Origin of the sequence: Ralstonia pickettii (assembly GCF_001699815.1) — a bacterium.
GTDB lineage: Bacteria > Pseudomonadota > Gammaproteobacteria > Burkholderiales > Burkholderiaceae > Ralstonia > Ralstonia thomasii.
This window is the reverse complement of sequence record NZ_MCGB01000027.1, coordinates 1-15136: the sequence shown is the minus strand read 5'-3', so window position 1 is coordinate 15136 and position 15136 is coordinate 1. Positions and strand designations below refer to the sequence as shown.

Sequence of the window (15136 nt, the reverse complement as noted above, 5' to 3'; positions counted from 1 at the left end):
CTGCCTGCGCCGGCACTAAGAAGGCAGCGGCGACAGCATGCCGAGCCATGCCACCAGCGCCAGGATCAGCATGGCAAGACCGGCTTCCGCCCGCAGGCTGTTGTGCAGCGCCCTGGCCGCGCTTGCGCAATCGCCAGCGCGGATTGCAGTCGCGAGCCGGGGGCTCAATCGATAGCGATTGCCCGCAGCCAGCGCGAGCATCAACACAAACAGCGTGAGCTTGCCGAGCAGCAACCACCCATACGGCATCGTGAAGAGTGCATCGAGCGTCAGGCCGGCAACGAGCACATAGTTGACGACGCCCGTGGCGATCAACACTCCCACGATGCGTGTGCCGATGGTCGCGAAGCCGCTGGCGGCACGGCTGAGCGTTTGCACAGTATCGGGCGTGTCTGCATGTCGGGCAGACGACAGCAGCATGAATGCGACCAGGGCACCCACCCACATGCCAGCGGCCAGCAGATGCGTAATGTCGGCGGCAAGATGGAGTGCGCCGCGCAAGGCGTCGTCCATGGCACCGTGCCCGGCCCATGCAAGCGTGGCCAGCGCGATGGCGCCCGACGCCGCAAGCACGGCCCGCTGGCGGAGCGGATCTCGGCGCCATGGGATTCCCACGAGAAGACCGGCCGCAAGCACCGCCATGCGTACCAGCCATGCCGCGCCGACTGCGGTGCCGGTCAGGATCATGTCGAAGACACGGCTGCTCAGCTGGCTGTAGCGGGAGGCGCCGGTCATCGACTCGGCCATCGCCACCACGTCCCAGATCGACAGCACGATGCCGGCCAATGCCGATGCTGCGGCCACCGTGCCGTACAACCGCGGGATGGCCGGCGATTTGCCGCTTGGCCCAAGCGCGTAAAGGCTGAAAAGCGGCACGCCAAAGAGCACCATCAAATCCAGGTACAGCGCAAAGCGCAGGATGACCGCCAGCCAGTCCTCGGGCATCGCGTTACTTCACCTGGAACGTCAGGTTGCGGGTCACGCGGTGCGTGTCTGCGGCCACGACATGCCAGTCAACGCGGTACGCCCCAGGCGCGAGCTGCTGCGTGGGCGATACCGTCAGTGTCCGCCCATCGCTGCTCGTGGCGACCTTGGCAGCGACATTCGTCGAGCCGGAGGCTGCGTTCATGATCAGCGTGGCGTCGCAGAACTGGGCAACCAGTTTTTCCGAGAAATGGAGCGCAATCTGGGCCGGTGCGGGGCCAACGGACTTGTCGGCGGGATTGGCCGAGAGCAGTTTCGGATGGGCCAGCGCCAGCGAGGTAGTGAGGGCGGCGCCAACGGCCACACACGCTTGGGCAATTCGGAAAGGGCTGAGCATAGGTGTGCGGGTTTCCTGCGAAGTTCGGGGATGGCGACTAGCGTAACGCATTGTTTTTCGCTCAAGGGTGCGCCTGCCCATGTGCGCTGCAGCGCAAGGCCCAACTAGATGTAAACGATCACATCCTGCAACCCGCATTTGGCCGGCCGATGTGCTATCGTCGCCGCCACGAAAAATTCATAAATTCCGGGTATGCACGACGTCGTCATCAGCGGCACGGGCCTGTGGGTCGCGCCCGAGGTCATCACCAACGAGGAGCTGGTCGCCTCCTACAACGCCTACACCCAGCGCTACAACGCGCAGCACGCCGCAGCGATTGCGGCGGGCGAGCTGACGCCGCTGGCGGAGTCGTCGGCCGAGTTCATTGAGAAGGCTTCGGGTATTCGACAGCGCTACGTGATCGACAAGGCCGGCGTGCTGGACCCGACGCGCATGCGCCCGCACCTGACGCCGCGCCCCGACGATGTGCTGTCGCTGCAAGCCGAGATTGGCGTGGCCGCCGCGCGCGACGCATTGGTCGCTGCCGGACGCGACGCCGCCGACGTCGACATGCTGCTCTGTGCGACGTCCAACTTCCAGCGCCCGTATCCGGCGTTGGGCGTGGAAATTCAGAACGGCATTGGCGCGGGCGGTTACGCGTTCGACATGAACGTCGCGTGCTCGTCGGCCACTTTTGGGCTGGAGCAGGCCATCAATGCCGTGCGCAGCGGCACGGCGCGCGCCGCGCTGGTGGTGAGCCCGGAAATCACCTCCGGCCACCTCGATTGGAAAGACCGCGATTGCCACTTCATCTTCGGCGACGTGTGCACGGCCGTGCTGGTCGAGCGCGCGGAAGACACGCGCTCTGCGGACGCCTGGCGTGTGCTCGGCACCAAATGCGCGACGAGCTTTTCCAACAACATCCGCAACAACGCCGGCTACCTCTCGCGCAGCGAAGACCGCAACCCGGACGACCGCGATCAGCTCTTCCGCCAGGAAGGCCGCAAGGTCTTCAAGGAAGTCTGCCCGATGGCCGCCGAGCACATTGCCGGCCATCTGCAGCAACTGGGCCATGCCCCGGCCGACGTGCGCCGCTTCTGGCTGCATCAGGCCAACCTGGCGATGAACCAGCTGATCGGCAAGCGCCTGCTTGGGCACGATGCATCGGCCGACGAGGCGCCGGTCATTCTGGACGAGTTCGCCAACACGGCATCGGCGGGTTCCATCATTGCGTTCCACCGCCACCGTGCCGACCTGAAGTCGGGTGACCTGGGCATGATCTGCTCGTTTGGCGCGGGCTATTCGATCGGCAGCGTGGCGGTGCAGAAGCAGTAATCGATCTGCATCGAATCGCGGGCGACGCTCAGGTCTGACCGGGCAGCGTCGCCGCGAAAAAGTCCACCGCCCGGCGCACGGCCTGGGCATGCACCGCATCGCGATCGACGCCGGGGTTGTCCTTGCACAGCAGCGGCACATGGGGTGCGGCACCTGGCAGGCACGTATCCATGAACGTGTAGTGCGTCGCGCCCGGCGCCAGCAGCAGATCCCCCTTGGGCAACAGCCTGGCGACACGTCGCACGTTGGTGTCGACGGGCACGGTGATATCCGCGTCTCCGGCCATCAGCGAGACCGGGATGCTGATGTTGCCAAGCGACGTGGCGTCCATCGCCATGCCGACTGCAGGCGCCATGGCAAAGACGGCCTGGATGCGGGCATCGCGGTAGGACGCACTGGAGCGGGCCAGCGACGCTTCCGTTTGCGGTGACCGCGTTGTGTCAACTGCCGGGTCGATCTGCGCGCGGGCCATCTCGGGTGGATGGCAGATCGCATCGGCCTGCGGCGAGCCGCAGAACGCCATGAAGGCTGCGACATCCGTGCGTGCGCCGGCCAGTTCCAGCACGGTGTAGCCGCCCAACGAGAAGCCCACGGCGCCGATGGGCGATGCGGCGGTGGTAATCGTGTTCAGTGCGCGGCTTCATGCGGCAAAGCATAGTCGCCCCGCAGGCGTCGCGCGGTGCAGCGATTGCGCAAAATGCGCGTGCGGCAGGGGCGTCCCGCTATCGTCCGCCCGTGGCCCGCAAGGTGGTGGCAAACGTCCGCAGCGCCTTCTTCGCGACCGGATCGGCGAGCCGCGAGTGCAGCACCACGCTGCGCGGCGGCAGCGGCGGCAGGCCGAGCACTTCGCCCACGTCGATGGTGCCGGCCGGTGCCACGCGTCGGCTGAGTGCCGCCACCGCAAGGCCAGCCGCCACCGCTGCGCCAATGGTGGCCACGCCGCCCCCCACGAACACCTCTTGCCAGGCGATGCCGGCGGCGTCCAATGCTGTCGTTGCCATCTGTCGTATGCGGCACGTTTCGGTCTGATTGGCCAGGCGGACGGGTTCGCCCGCGCGGTGCTCGAAGTCGGGTGCGGCCATCCAGCCAAAGGGTTCGTCCATCAGCACTTCGCCGTCGGTGCGCCGGTTGTCGTGGCGCAGCACGATGGCGGCATCCAACGCGCCGCTTTCAAACATCTCCAGGATTTCCCAGGAACTGGCTATGCGGATCTCCAGCGTCAGGGCGGGCTCGGCGCGACCCATCTGCCGCAGCAGCCGTGGCAGTTCCGCGCCGACGATGTGGTGGCTCATCCCGACCGACAAGCGCCGCCGTTCCACGCCAAACGCGCCCAGCGCCCCTTCGTGCGCGGCCACCAGTTCGCGCGCCGCCGCAAGGAACGCCGCCCCGTCCTGAGACAACCGCACCAGGCGCGGCGTGCGTTCCAGAAGCCGGCGGCCCAGCGCATCTTCCAGCCGCTTGATCTTCAGGCTCACGGCAGATTGCGTGGAGTCCATGGCCTCTGCCGCGCGCGTGAAGCTCTTCAGATCGGCGGTCAGCACAAAGGCCTGGACGGCCTCCAGATCGAGCATCCTCATGGTCAAATCATTTTGAAATCGAATGATTGAAATATCTTAGGATGTCTTTTTTCAATGATCAACGTGAGGCATTCTGTCGTGACTGCAAATCACGGAGTCCGCCATGCCTCTCGTTCAAGTGTCGCTGCGGCGCGGCAAGCCTGCCGCTTATCACCAGGCCATTTTCGACGGCGTCTATCGCGCCATGCGCGAGACGTTCAACGTGCCGGAAGACGATCGCTTCATGACGCTCACCGAGCACGACGCCAGCACCTTCAGCGTCAGCCCGACGTACTTCGGCCTTGCGCGTAGCGACGACGTGGTGATCATCCAGATCACCGCCAACAACACGCGCAACCTTGAGCAGAAGCAGGCGCTCTATCGCCGTATCGTCGAGTTGCTGGGCGACAAGCCCGGCGTACGGCCCGAAGACGTATTCATCAACTTGGTGGAGGTGCTGCCCGAGAACTGGTCGTTCGGAAACGGTCTCGCGCAGTACGCGCAATGACGCCGCGCCAGGCGCTTCTGGCGCACCTGGGCGGCGTGCTGTGGGCGGCAGTGTTGATCGTCGGCGCGGCGGTCACGTTGGCGGTCGTCGCGCGCGACGTCTTGCAAAGGCTCAGTCCTTGAGCGAATTGCCCAGCATGTCGAGCAGGAACTGCGTGCCGCGCTCGCGCGATCCGGAGTCGTCGTAGCCATCCAGGAAGGCGCCTTGCTCGGTCATGACGAGGTGCGTGCCGCCGGAGCCGTCCTTGGGCTCGCGCAATTCCAGCGTGGCGAGCGAGGCGGAGATCTTGCGGTCGTCCAGGTGCATCACATACGAATAGACGACGCGTTCGTTCGGGATGACGTCGTGATACAGCGCTTCAAAGCTGGACACGACACCGCTGTCCCACCGGCCCTTGACGACTTCGCGGCCGCCGGGCGTGGCGTCCATTTCGCGCACGAGCAAGGTATAGCCATTGCCGCCGGCAAACCACTTCGCCTTGGCGGCCGGGTCGGTCAGCGCCTTGAACACGCGCGAGCGCGGTGCGTCGTACGTGCGTTCCACCGTAAAGGTGGCATGCACGACGGAGCGCTGAATGCCTTCGGCCAGCGGCATGCTTGCGGCTTCGCGCTCCAGTTTGTCCAGCGTCTGCTTCCAGCCTTCGGGCGCGCCCTTGATCATCATCTCGGCAATCGGCGCGAGCGGTGTGTGGGTCTGGGTGACTTCCATGCGCGTGCCGCCGCCTGTTTCCTCGGCAAAGGTGACGACGGTGTGGGCGTTCATCAGCGGGCGGTTGTCGCCATCCACTACGTTCATGTCGATGACGAGGCGCGCGTTGGGCACGATCTCCAGAAAGTGGCCGCGCGACCAGTGGTCTTGCCCCTCGGGCGAGCGCATGCACACATCGAACTTGCCGCCCACGCGAAACTCCACCGTCGCGTCGGGCACCGTGTAGTGCGTCGGGCAGAACCAGCGCTTGATGTGGTCGGCGGTGCTCCAGGCCTTGAAGACCCAGTCGCGCGAAACGGGAAACGTGCGCGAGATCACGAGGGGGCGCAGGGTCGTGCCGGCGGGGCTGTCAATGGTCGTCATGCAAGTCTCCTTGGGTCTTGAGTGTTTCCAGATAGGCGCCGAGGCGGTCGAAGTGCTGTTCCCACTCCAGGCGTCGTTGGTTGATCCACTGCTCTGCGAGGCTCAGCGCCCCGGGTTCGATACGGCAAGTCCGCACGCGGCCCACTTTTTCCGATCGCACGAGACCGGAGTTCTCCAGCACCGACAGGTGCTGCATCACCGCAGGCAGCGAGATATCGAGGGGTTGGGCAAGTTCGCTCACCGACGCCGGCCCGCGCACGAGCTGCACCAGCATCGCGCGCCGGTTGCCGTCGGCCAGTGCCTGGAAGGCGAGATCGAGAGAGGTGTCATGGTTAAGCATGTGGTTAACTATAGCGACTCTGAATAGTTAAGCAAGTACTTTATCTTTCTGTCGTTGACAGGCCAATTTACTTCGCATACAAAGTAAAAAACTTCGCATGCGAACTAAATCGCCGCAATGAACAGCACACCGCACACCATTCCCGCCACCGACGGTTACCCGCTGGGCGCCATGCTCTGGACGGCCGCCGGCACGCCGCAGGGCGTGGTGGTCATGCACCCGGCCACGGGCGTGCCGCAGCGCATCTATCAAGCCTTTGCCAAATTTCTGGCCGAACGCGGTTTCCACACCATCACGTACGACTACCGTGGCATCGGCGCATCCCGGCCCAAGAGCCTGCGCCGCTTTGCTGCCCGCATGCGCGACTGGGCGCTGCTCGACGCCGAAGGTGTGATGCGGTGGGCAAGGGCGCGCTATCCGGAGTTGCCGCACCTGGCGGTCGGGCACTCGGTGGGCGGCCACGCCATCGGCCTGTGCTGCGCAGACTGGGATGTCGCGGGCGTTGTGCAAGTGGCCTGCCACACGGGCAACTCGCGCTTCATCCGCCAACGCGGCGAACGCTTGCGCGTGGAGCTGATCCTGCGCGGCGTTGGCCCCTTGATGGCGCGGCTGATCGGCTACGTGCCCGGCAAGCGGATGGGCCTGGGCGAAGACCTGCCGGGCGGCGTTGCCATCGAATGGGGCGCGTGGGCCGGCATGCAGCGCTACTTCTTCGATGATCCGACGCTCGGCGCCATCGAGCGCTTCAACCGTGTGACGCATCCGGTGCTCGTCTATGGCTTTGACGACGACCCGTGGGCCACGCCCGCCGCCATCAATGCGTTGACGATGCACTTCACGAACACGTGGGTCGAGCGCCGGCAGATCGCGCCTGCGCAGGCCGGCGGCGCGGTGGGGCACCTGGGCTTCTTCCGCTCGCAGTTCGCCACCACGCTGTGGCCAGGTCTGGTGGATTGGCTGCGCGAGCGTGCCGCCGCCCCACGCAACGAAGCGGAGGCTGCATGACTGCGCCCGACCGCCGCCTTGTGTATCTGATCAGCGTTGGGCAACGCCGCTTGCAGCGCTGGATTCAATCGCGTACCGGCGAGGGCGTGACCGCCGCGCAGTCCGGCCTGCTGTTCTTCCTGGAGAAGAACGACGGCGCGTTGATGCGCGAAGCTGGCGCCGCGCTGGACCTCGGCCCCTCCGCCATGAGCGGCCTGGTCGATCGAACCACCGACGCCGGCCTCATCGAGCGCCGCGCTGACGCCAAGGATGGCCGCGCCTGGCAACTCTGGATCACGCCCGCCGGCCGCGAAGCCTTGGCAGCAACACGCAACGGCCTGGCCGAACTGAACGCGCGGCTGACCGAAGGTTTTACCGACGCCGAAATTGACGTTGTCGCACGCTGGCTGGCCAGCCTGCAAACCAAGTTCCCCAACGGAGACGAGCAATGAGTGAACACATCCAGAGCCACAACGCCGACGGCGTGCTGACGCTCACCCTGGCGCGCGCCGACAAGAAGAACGCCATGACCGATGCGATGTACGGCGCGCTGGCCGATGCGCTGACCGCCGCCGAGCGCGACAACACTGTGCGCGTGGTGTTGCTGCGCGCAGAAGGCGACATGTTCTCCGCCGGCAACGACATCGGCGAATTCGCATCGATCGCCATGACGGGCGACAAGGGCGATGGCGAGCGCAACGTCATCCGCTTCCTGCATGCGCTCGCGCGTGCCACGCGCCCGCTGGTGGCGGCCGTGCAAGGCCGCGCGGTCGGCATTGGCACGACCATGCTCCTGCATTGCGATTTCGTGCTGTTGGCCGACAACGCGCAGCTTTCCACGCCGTTCGTCAATCTGGCGCTGGTGCCGGAAGCGGCATCGAGCCTGCTGATGCCCGCGCGCCTGGGTCACGTGCGCGCGTTCGAGATGTTCGCGCTGGGCGATGCGGTAAGCGCCGAATCGGCGCTCGCGTGGGGGTTGGCGAATCGCGTGGTGCCGCTGTACCAGCTCGGCACGGAGGCGCAAGCCGTTGCTGCCCGACTGGCGCGCCAGCCGCTCGGCGCCCTGACCGAAACCAAGCGCCTGATGCGCGACGCCGAACTGCTCAAACAGCAGATGGATGCGGAGAGCGCCTGCTTTGCGCAGCGGCTGAAGTCTCCGGAGGCGCATGAAGCCTTCCGGGCGTTCGTCGATCGACGGCCGCCCAATTTCAACGCCGTGGCGCACTGAGCGCGCCGGTGGCCTTCCCGCGCACCTTCAGCCCGCGCGGTGGCGATTCAACTACCTGAGCGCGGGTTGGGCTACCTCTCCGAGGGAAGGGCGGGTCAACGCGCCATGCTACGGCTGCTCATCCTCTTCCACGGAAAACCGCTGCGCAGCGCGCGTACCGTTGCGTGCCGTTTCGTCTACCACGCCCCGCATGACGACGCGCTGGCCAGGCTGCACAGCGATGGTGGGGCGCCCTTGGCTTGGCCGGCTGTCTACCCCGGCGATGGGTGCTGCCGGATCGGGCTCGGGGCGGCTGTTGTCGAGCGAGGCGTTGGAGTAGATCACGTTGTCTTGCCACTGTGATGGGCTCTTCGCAGCCTCCAGGCCCTTCCCGTCTGTGTCGACGGTGTTGTCAGTCGCCTCGGCACCCGCCGCGTCGACGGAGCGGATGCGGTGGGAGGCGCGCGCAAGCGGGTCGTTGCGGGGCGAGTCGGGCGGCGGTTTCGTCAGCTTGGCGCCTTCGGGTTGGCGGGTGACGGGCTCTTCGGGCTGAGGCTGCGCTTGGTTGTGCTCGGCGTTGTGCATGATCGGGCTCCTGCGCCGCTGCATGCGGCATTAACCTCAACAGCGCCGCAACGCGCGTGCCCGGCCTCGTGCGTCAGGCGCGCTTGCGGCCCGGCCGGCGCCCGGCTTCTTGCAGGAAGGCCACCGCACGCGGCTCCGTCGCATAGGCGCTATTGATGCGCACCCACGGCGATACCTCCAGGTTCGGGCGGAAGTAATGCCCGGGCGCCAGCGTCACACCATGCTTTTCTGCGGTGGCCGCCAGATCGCGCGAATCCTCCACATGCGGCACACGCGCCCACAGGAAGTTGCCGCCTGACGGATGGTGAAACACCTCCCAGCCCGCATCGGCCAGCACATCGAGCGACGCGATGACGGAGTCACCCGCGCGCTGGCGCAGCCGCTCCACATATTTGCGATAGGCGCCGCGCTCCAGCAGCGTACTCACCACGGCCTCGGCAAAGCGCGAGCCCCCCACGCTGGTGAGCATCTTCACGTTGGTCAGGTCATGCACCAGCTCGCGCTTGGCAATTAGGTAACCCACCGGCAGCGACGCCGACACCGTCTTGGAAAATCCGCCCACGTAGATCACGTGATCGAGTTGATCCAGCGTCGCCAGGCGCGCGGTCGGATCGGTCTGCAGGTCGGCAAAGATGTCGTCTTCCAGAAACGTGAAACCGTGGCGCCGCGCCAGTTCAAGCAGCCGGAACGCGACCGGTGGCGACACGACCGAGCCGGTGGGGTTCTGCAGCACGCTATTGATGAAGAACAGCTTGGGCCGGTGCTCGCGCAGCATCGCTTCCGTCACTTCCACGTCAGGCCCGTCGCTGCGGCGCGGAATACCGACCAGCTTCACGCCGTGCAACCGCAGCAGCCCAAACACGGTGTAATAGCCCGGGTCTTCCACAAAGACCGTGTCGCCGGGTTTCAGCAGGTGCCGCATCACCAGGTCGATTGCCTGGCTCGTGCCGGCGGTGATGAGCACATTGGGCTGTTCGGCCTGGATGCCGAGCTGCCGCGCACGCATCATGACCTGATGCCGTAGCGCGGTGTTGCCAAGTGGCGAGGAATAGTCGATCACCGCGTGCGTGTCGGTGCGCGACACCTGGCGGATGGCCTGCGTCAGGCCGTCGACATCGCGCCAGTCGGCCGGCACGAACCCGCCGCCGAGCTTGAGCATGCCGTCGGGGTAGCTGAACTGCTCGAAGATGTGTTTGGACTCGGCCTCGGCCCGGCGCGGGTCTGACCAGCCGCGTCCGTCGCGCCCGGTCAGGTTGCTCTCGGCCACGTAGAAGCCCGAGCCGTGGCGCGAGTCCAGCAGCCCCAGCGAGACCAGCCGGTCATATGCCTCGATCACGGGGAAGCGGCTGATGCCGTAGTCGGCCGCCAGTTGCCGGATAGACGGCAGCTTGGCGCCGGGGCGCACGTCATTGCCGCCGATCCACGCCTGCACGCCGGCCACGATCTGGTCGGAGATGGGGACGCGGGTGGCGGGATCGATCTGGAGTTTCATGGGCGGTAGCCCTCCGGGCAGATGATTCGGAACAGTCACGTACAACTGTTCGGGACTGTTCGCATTGTAATGACCCGGCGCACCAACGGACGCGCTTCGGTACGGCGCGTCATGCAGGCCGGCGTTATGCGATGACCGTGGATCGAAGGGCGGTTTTATTCGTTTTATCGAATATCACCCACGGCTAGAGTGGGCTTGTCCGTCACCCATTGCGCGCTCGTTGCGATCACTAAGTCGGAGGTTCGATGTCTGCCACCACCGTTCAAACTGCGCCACGCGATCCGGCTGTGCAGGCCGTGCTCGACAGCGTGCTGTCTACACCCTCGTCAACGCTGCTGGAGCGCGCACGCAGCCACGCCAGCGCGCAGGGACTGCGCTATGCGGGCGGGCTGACACCGGCCGAAGTCTGGGCGCTGGTCAGCCGTGGCGACGCCGTACTCGTGGACGTGCGTACCGCAGAAGAACGGAAGTTCGTGGGTCGTGTGCCGGATACCCCGCACGCGGCGTGGCAGACCGGGCCCGCCATGATCAAGAACCCGCGCTTCCTGCGCGAGCTGGAGAAAGCCGCGCCCAAGAGCGCCGTGGTGCTGCTGCTGTGCCGCAGTGGCAAACGCTCTGCAGCCGCAGCGGAAGCCGCCGCCGCTGCCGGATTCCAGAACGTGTTCAACGTGCTGGAAGGCTTTGAGGGCGATCTGGACGAACAGCAGCAGCGCGGCGAAGCCGGCGGCTGGCGCCGCTGGGGCCTGCCCTGGCAGCAGGACTGAGCGCCGCCGCACCGCTAACAACCAAACCAACAGAACAGGGGAGCGACGATGAGCGATAGCGTCATCGCGGGCAGGCCTGCGCCCGCGCACGACCCAGGCTGGCAACTGGACCGCATCGTCAGCGAGCTGCGTGCGGCCCGGGCTGATTGGCGCGCCCGCAACGGCCGTACCGAAGTCACGGGCCGCGAGTTGCCCTCGCGCGAGGCGGTGCGGCAGATCCTGGAGGCGCTGCGCGGGGCCCTCTTCCCCATGCGGCTCGGCCCCACAGACTTGCGTGAGGAAAGCGAAGACTTCTATGTCGGCCATACGCTCGATTCGGCACTCAATGCGCTGGTGGCGCAGGTGCGGCTGGAGCTGCGTCACACGGTGCGCCAGGCGCGCGCCGTGGATCGCGATCCCGATGCCGAGGCGGTGCAACTCGTGCGCGACTTCGCGGCGGCACTCCCCGCGCTGCGTCGCCTACTCGATACCGACGTGCTGGCCGCCTACCACGGTGATCCGGCAGCGCGCAGCGTCGACGAGGTGCTGCTGTGCTACCCCGGCATCCTCGCCGTCATCCATCACCGCATTGCGCATCACCTGTACCGCGCCGGGTTGCCTCTGCTTGCGCGCATGGTGGCCGAGACCGCGCATGCCGACACCGGCATCGACATCCACCCCGGCGCCCAGATCGGCAGCGGCTTCTTCATCGACCACGGTACGGGCGTGGTGATTGGTGAGACCGCCGTGATTGGCGAGCGCGTTCGGATCTACCAGGCGGTGACGCTCGGTGCCAAGCGCTTTTCTGCCGATGCCGATGGCCATCTTGAGAAGGGCGTTGCGCGCCACCCAGTGGTGGAAGACGACGTCGTCATCTACGCCGGCGCGACCATCCTCGGGCGTATCACCATCGGACGCGGCTCGTCCATTGGCGGCAACGTGTGGCTCACGCGCAGCGTGCCGCCCGGCAGCAGCGTCACCCAGGCAAACGTGCAGAGCGGCGTGCAGGACGGAATTCGGGACGCCGTTCAGGACCCTCCGCCTTATATGCACAGCGACAGCGAGGCACACCCCGCGCGCTGATTCGCCCGACGTGCCTTTCCCACCGGTTTTATCCACCGCACCCGCCAGAGAAACGGGGGCATTTTTTCAAATGAAGTTGGGAGTCATTGCATGGCAGAAGCAGATACCCAGGACGTGCGCACCGCGCTAGGCGACAGTGCCGCACGCCAATTGGCGAACGCGACCAAGACTGTTCCGCAGTTGTCCACCCTCAGCCCGCGCTGGCTGGTGCACCTGCTGCAGTGGCAGCCGGTGGAGGCCGGCATCTTCCGCCTGAACCGCGTGAAGAATCCGCGCGATGTGCGTGTTGCCTGCTCGCAGCGCGACGAGGCAGAGCTGCCGCAGACCTTTGTCGACTACGACGAACATCCGCGCGAGTACTTCCTCAACGCGGTGACGACGGTGCTGGACGTGCATACGCGTGTCTCGGATCTGTACAGCAGCCCGCACGACCAGATCCAGCAGCAGCTGCGCCTGACCATCGAGACCATCAAGGAGCGTCAGGAAAGCGAGCTGATCAACAACCCCGACTACGGCCTGCTGGCCAACGTGGATGAAACGCAGCGCATCTCCACGCTCACCGGCGCGCCCACGCCCGACGATCTGGACGAGCTGATCACCAAGGTCTGGAAAGAGCCGGCGTTCTTCCTTGCGCATCCGCTAGCGATTGCCGCGTTTGGCCGCGAATGCACACGCCGTGGCGTGCCGCCGCCCACCGTTAGCCTGTTCGGCTCGCAGTTCCTGACATGGCGCGGCCTGCCGCTGATTCCGTCGGACAAGGTGCCCATTGACGAAAACGGCCGCACGAAGATTCTGCTGCTGCGCGTGGGCGACAAGCGCCAGGGCGTGGTGGGTCTGTATCAGCCGGGCGTGGCGGGCGAGCAGAGTCCGGGTCTGTCGGTGCGCTTCATGGGCATCAACCGGAACGCCATCGCTTCATATCTGATTTCGCTGTATTGCTCGCTGGCCGTGCTGACCGAAGACGCGCTGGCGGTGCTCGAAGACGTGGAGATTGGCAAGTACCATGACTACCCCGACACCTACAAGTAATGCGCCCGGCGTGAGCGGCCTGGCGCCGGCGGTGGGCGATGTGCCGGCAGGTTTGCCGGACGTGGCCGCGCTGGCGCAACTTGCCAACGCGTTCTTCACAGCACTGCCCGGTCATGAGCCGGAGCCCTCTATCGATCTGGCGCCGGCGGGTACGTCGCCGCAACTCAGTGCGTTGCCCGTTGCGGATGCCGCACCGATTGCTCCGCAGGTGCCTGTGCTGGGCGTGCCGACGCAGTATGCGGCGGCGTTGCCGCAGGCTGCATCCGGTCATGGCCAACCTGTACCGGCGCATTCCGTCTCGGCACCGAGTTCGCCGTACTACTTCCTGGGTGAGGCGAGCGGCTATCAGTCCGCTGTGCCGCATGCGGGTGTGGCGGCGTCGGAGGCGGGTGTGCCGGAGGATCGTGTTTCGGCGCAGCCGTTTCAGCTGCCGGGCACCGATGCGCTGGCACGGTTGATCGATGGCGCATCCGGCACGCCGCCTGCGGGGCCGGATGCATTGCGGCAGCCGGGTGGGGCTGCGCAGGCGGGGCAGTTCTACTTCCTCGCGCCAGCCGGCGGCGCAGCCGCACCCACGCTGGAGGCACCGCGCAATACGCGGGACGAGCAGAGCCACCAGCCGCATCGCGTTGGCGCCTTCGATGTGCATGCCGTGCGGCGGGATTTTCCGATCCTGGCCGAGCGCGTCAATGGCCGGCCGCTGATCTGGCTGGACAACGCTGCCACCACGCACAAGCCGCAAGCGGTGATCGATCGGCTGGCGTATTTCTACGCGCACGAGAACTCCAACATCCACCGCGCGGCGCATGAGCTGGCCGCGCGTGCGACGGACGCGTACGAGGGTGCCCGCAACAAGGTTGCGCGGTTCCTCGGTGCACGGTCGGCAAGCGAGATCATCTTCGTGCGCGGTGCCACCGAGGCGATCAACCTCGTTGCCCAGACGTTTGGCCGTCAGCACATCGGCGCGGGGGACGAGATCATCGTCTCGCACCTGGAGCACCACGCCAACATCGTGCCGTGGCAGCAGCTGGCCGCGCAGGTGGGTGCGCGCATCCGCGTGATTCCGGTGGACGACAGCGGGCAGGTTCTGCTGGACGAATACCGCAAGCTGCTCAATCCACGGACGAAGCTGGTGTCCGTCACGCAGGTGTCGAATGCGCTGGGGACGGTGACGCCCGTGCAGGAGATCATCGCACTGGCGCATGCGGCCGGCGCGCGCGTGCTGGTGGACGGCGCGCAGGCGGTCTCACACTTGCGTGTGAACGTGCAGGCGCTGGACGCGGACTTTTACGTGTTCTCCGGCCACAAGGTCTTCGGGCCGACGGGCATTGGCGTGGTCTACGGCAAGCAGGATCTGCTCGACACGCTGCCGCCGTGGCAGGGCGGCGGCAACATGATTGCCGACGTCACGTTCGAAAAGACGCTGTACCAGCCCGCGCCCGCGCGCTTCGAGGCCGGCACCGGCAACATTGCCGACGCGGTGGGGCTGGGCGCTGCGCTTGATTACGTCGAGCGTATCGGCCTGGAGCACATCGCGCGCTACGAGCACGACCTGCTGGTGTATGCCACGCATGGGCTGTCGCGCATTCCCGGTTTGCGGCTGATCGGTACGGCTGCCAACAAGGCGAGCGTGCTGTCGTTCACGCTGGCTGGGTACCGCACCGAAGAAGTGGGCGCGGCGCTCAACCGCGAAGGTATTGCCGTGCGCTCCGGCCATCACTGTGCGCAGCCCATCCTGCGGCGCTTTGGGGTGGAGGCCACGGTGCGGCCATCCCTGGCGTTTTACAACACGTGCGAGGAGGTGGATGAACTCGTGCGCGTGGTGGGGGCGCTGGCCCGGCGGTAAGGCATTTTGGGCTGTTGAAGAAAGACGCCCTGTTGGTCCGATGCACGGGCTGGCGGG

18 protein-coding genes are annotated in these 15136 nt (G+C 66.2%); 10 read left to right on the top strand and 8 right to left on the bottom strand.

What is annotated here, in order from left to right; translation table 11 throughout:
* Positions 1-15 precede the first annotated feature (15 nt).
* A complete protein-coding gene (copD, locus tag BEK68_RS05085) occupies positions 16-945 on the bottom strand; it encodes a copper homeostasis membrane protein CopD (protein ID WP_024542075.1) in 930 nt (309 codons plus the stop codon).
* Between the two features lie 4 nt (positions 946-949).
* On the bottom strand, positions 950-1321 hold the full coding sequence (copC, locus tag BEK68_RS05080; RefSeq protein ID WP_024542074.1) for a copper homeostasis periplasmic binding protein CopC: 372 nt from the start codon (positions 1319-1321) through the stop codon (positions 950-952).
* Between the two features lie 192 nt (positions 1322-1513).
* On the opposite strand from copC, the gene BEK68_RS05075 reads away from it, so the two are divergent.
* Positions 1514-2635, top strand: a complete 1122-nt coding sequence (locus BEK68_RS05075) for a beta-ketoacyl-ACP synthase III (RefSeq protein WP_004631488.1) — start codon at positions 1514-1516, stop codon at positions 2633-2635.
* Between the two features lie 28 nt (positions 2636-2663).
* On the opposite strand, the gene BEK68_RS05070 is transcribed toward BEK68_RS05075, so the two are convergent.
* On the bottom strand, positions 2664-3227 hold the full coding sequence (locus tag BEK68_RS05070) for an alpha/beta hydrolase family protein (protein ID WP_024542073.1): 564 nt from the start codon (positions 3225-3227) through the stop codon (positions 2664-2666).
* A 130-nt stretch (positions 3228-3357) separates the two neighbouring features.
* The gene (locus tag BEK68_RS05065) at positions 3358-4212 is read right to left on the bottom strand and encodes a LysR family transcriptional regulator (RefSeq protein ID WP_024542072.1); all 855 of its coding nucleotides are present in this window, start codon (positions 4210-4212) and stop codon (positions 3358-3360) included.
* 103 nt (positions 4213-4315) lie between these two features.
* On the opposite strand from BEK68_RS05065, the gene BEK68_RS05060 reads away from it, so the two are divergent.
* Positions 4316-4699, top strand: a complete 384-nt coding sequence (locus BEK68_RS05060) for a tautomerase family protein (RefSeq protein ID WP_024542071.1) — start codon at positions 4316-4318, stop codon at positions 4697-4699.
* Entirely contained in the window at positions 4696-4821 is a 126-nt protein-coding gene (locus BEK68_RS26355; RefSeq protein WP_004631492.1) for a hypothetical protein, read from the top strand. Before BEK68_RS05060 ends, BEK68_RS26355 begins: the two co-directional genes overlap by 4 nt.
* Here BEK68_RS26355 and BEK68_RS05055 read toward each other — a convergent pair.
* Both BEK68_RS05055 and BEK68_RS05050 read right to left on the bottom strand, forming a co-directional pair.
* The gene (locus BEK68_RS05055; RefSeq protein ID WP_004631493.1) at positions 4811-5770 is read right to left on the bottom strand and encodes an SRPBCC family protein; all 960 of its coding nucleotides are present in this window, start codon (positions 5768-5770) and stop codon (positions 4811-4813) included. The two genes, BEK68_RS26355 and BEK68_RS05055, sit on opposite strands and share 11 nt — an antisense overlap.
* Positions 5757-6110, bottom strand: coding sequence for an ArsR/SmtB family transcription factor (locus tag BEK68_RS05050; RefSeq protein WP_024542070.1), 354 nt, complete (start codon positions 6108-6110; stop codon positions 5757-5759). The genes BEK68_RS05055 and BEK68_RS05050 overlap by 14 nt, the downstream gene beginning before the upstream one ends.
* A 117-nt stretch (positions 6111-6227) precedes the next feature.
* On the opposite strand from BEK68_RS05050, the gene BEK68_RS05045 reads away from it, so the two are divergent.
* Genes BEK68_RS05045 through BEK68_RS05035 form a run of 3 tightly spaced genes read left to right on the top strand, consistent with a single transcriptional unit; the run spans position 6228 to position 8322 of the window.
* Positions 6228-7115 (top strand): alpha/beta hydrolase family protein, encoded by an 888-nt coding sequence (locus BEK68_RS05045; RefSeq protein ID WP_024542069.1) that lies wholly within the window; start codon positions 6228-6230, stop codon positions 7113-7115.
* Positions 7112-7546: a MarR family winged helix-turn-helix transcriptional regulator gene (locus tag BEK68_RS05040; RefSeq protein WP_004631496.1), complete on the top strand. Its 435-nt coding sequence runs from the start codon at positions 7112-7114 to the stop codon at positions 7544-7546. Before BEK68_RS05045 ends, BEK68_RS05040 begins: the two co-directional genes overlap by 4 nt.
* Positions 7543-8322: an enoyl-CoA hydratase gene (locus BEK68_RS05035; RefSeq protein WP_024542068.1), complete on the top strand. Its 780-nt coding sequence runs from the start codon at positions 7543-7545 to the stop codon at positions 8320-8322. Before BEK68_RS05040 ends, BEK68_RS05035 begins: the two co-directional genes overlap by 4 nt.
* 108 nt (positions 8323-8430) lie before the next feature.
* Here BEK68_RS05035 and BEK68_RS05030 read toward each other — a convergent pair whose 3' ends face one another.
* On the bottom strand, positions 8431-8886 hold the full coding sequence (locus tag BEK68_RS05030) for a DUF3005 domain-containing protein (protein WP_024542067.1): 456 nt from the start codon (positions 8884-8886) through the stop codon (positions 8431-8433).
* A 73-nt stretch (positions 8887-8959) separates the two neighbouring features.
* Entirely contained in the window at positions 8960-10378 is a 1419-nt protein-coding gene (locus tag BEK68_RS05025) for a PLP-dependent aminotransferase family protein (protein ID WP_024542066.1), read from the bottom strand.
* 245 nt (positions 10379-10623) lie between these two features.
* Here BEK68_RS05025 and BEK68_RS05020 point away from each other — a divergent pair, with 245 nt between their 5' ends.
* The 4 genes from BEK68_RS05020 to BEK68_RS05005 all read left to right on the top strand — a co-directional run bounded on the left by BEK68_RS05020 (position 10624) and on the right by BEK68_RS05005 (position 15079).
* Complete coding sequence (locus BEK68_RS05020; protein ID WP_024542065.1) at positions 10624-11142, top strand: rhodanese-like domain-containing protein; 519 nt, start codon at positions 10624-10626, stop codon at positions 11140-11142.
* A 48-nt stretch (positions 11143-11190) separates the two neighbouring features.
* Entirely contained in the window at positions 11191-12204 is a 1014-nt protein-coding gene (epsC, locus tag BEK68_RS05015; protein ID WP_024542064.1) for a serine O-acetyltransferase EpsC, read from the top strand.
* Positions 12205-12294: 90 nt separating this feature from the next.
* Complete coding sequence (locus tag BEK68_RS05010) at positions 12295-13233, top strand: family 2A encapsulin nanocompartment shell protein (RefSeq protein WP_024542063.1); 939 nt, start codon at positions 12295-12297, stop codon at positions 13231-13233.
* Entirely contained in the window at positions 13208-15079 is a 1872-nt protein-coding gene (locus BEK68_RS05005; protein ID WP_027692992.1) for a family 2A encapsulin nanocompartment cargo protein cysteine desulfurase, read from the top strand. Before BEK68_RS05010 ends, BEK68_RS05005 begins: the two co-directional genes overlap by 26 nt.
* Positions 15080-15136 lie beyond the last annotated feature (57 nt).

Coding starts and splice junctions, on each gene's coding strand:
- BEK68_RS05025 (WP_024542066.1), bottom strand. CDS start 10,378: ATGAAACTCCAGATCGATCCCGCCACCCGCGTCCCCATCTCCGACCAG.
- BEK68_RS05045 (WP_024542069.1), top strand. CDS start 6,228: ATGAACAGCACACCGCACACCATTCCCGCCACCGACGGTTACCCGCTG.
- copD (WP_024542075.1), bottom strand. CDS start 945: ATGCCCGAGGACTGGCTGGCGGTCATCCTGCGCTTTGCGCTGTACCTG.
- BEK68_RS05030 (WP_024542067.1), bottom strand. CDS start 8,886: ATGCACAACGCCGAGCACAACCAAGCGCAGCCTCAGCCCGAAGAGCCC.
- epsC (WP_024542064.1), top strand. CDS start 11,191: ATGAGCGATAGCGTCATCGCGGGCAGGCCTGCGCCCGCGCACGACCCA.
- BEK68_RS05005 (WP_027692992.1), top strand. CDS start 13,208: ATGACTACCCCGACACCTACAAGTAATGCGCCCGGCGTGAGCGGCCTG.
- BEK68_RS05040 (WP_004631496.1), top strand. CDS start 7,112: ATGACTGCGCCCGACCGCCGCCTTGTGTATCTGATCAGCGTTGGGCAA.
- BEK68_RS05050 (WP_024542070.1), bottom strand. CDS start 6,110: ATGCTTAACCATGACACCTCTCTCGATCTCGCCTTCCAGGCACTGGCC.
- BEK68_RS05010 (WP_024542063.1), top strand. CDS start 12,295: ATGGCAGAAGCAGATACCCAGGACGTGCGCACCGCGCTAGGCGACAGT.
- BEK68_RS05075 (WP_004631488.1), top strand. CDS start 1,514: ATGCACGACGTCGTCATCAGCGGCACGGGCCTGTGGGTCGCGCCCGAG.
- BEK68_RS05065 (WP_024542072.1), bottom strand. CDS start 4,212: ATGAGGATGCTCGATCTGGAGGCCGTCCAGGCCTTTGTGCTGACCGCC.
- BEK68_RS26355 (WP_004631492.1), top strand. CDS start 4,696: ATGACGCCGCGCCAGGCGCTTCTGGCGCACCTGGGCGGCGTGCTGTGG.
- BEK68_RS05020 (WP_024542065.1), top strand. CDS start 10,624: ATGTCTGCCACCACCGTTCAAACTGCGCCACGCGATCCGGCTGTGCAG.
- BEK68_RS05055 (WP_004631493.1), bottom strand. CDS start 5,770: ATGACGACCATTGACAGCCCCGCCGGCACGACCCTGCGCCCCCTCGTG.
- BEK68_RS05060 (WP_024542071.1), top strand. CDS start 4,316: ATGCCTCTCGTTCAAGTGTCGCTGCGGCGCGGCAAGCCTGCCGCTTAT.
- copC (WP_024542074.1), bottom strand. CDS start 1,321: ATGCTCAGCCCTTTCCGAATTGCCCAAGCGTGTGTGGCCGTTGGCGCC.
- BEK68_RS05035 (WP_024542068.1), top strand. CDS start 7,543: ATGAGTGAACACATCCAGAGCCACAACGCCGACGGCGTGCTGACGCTC.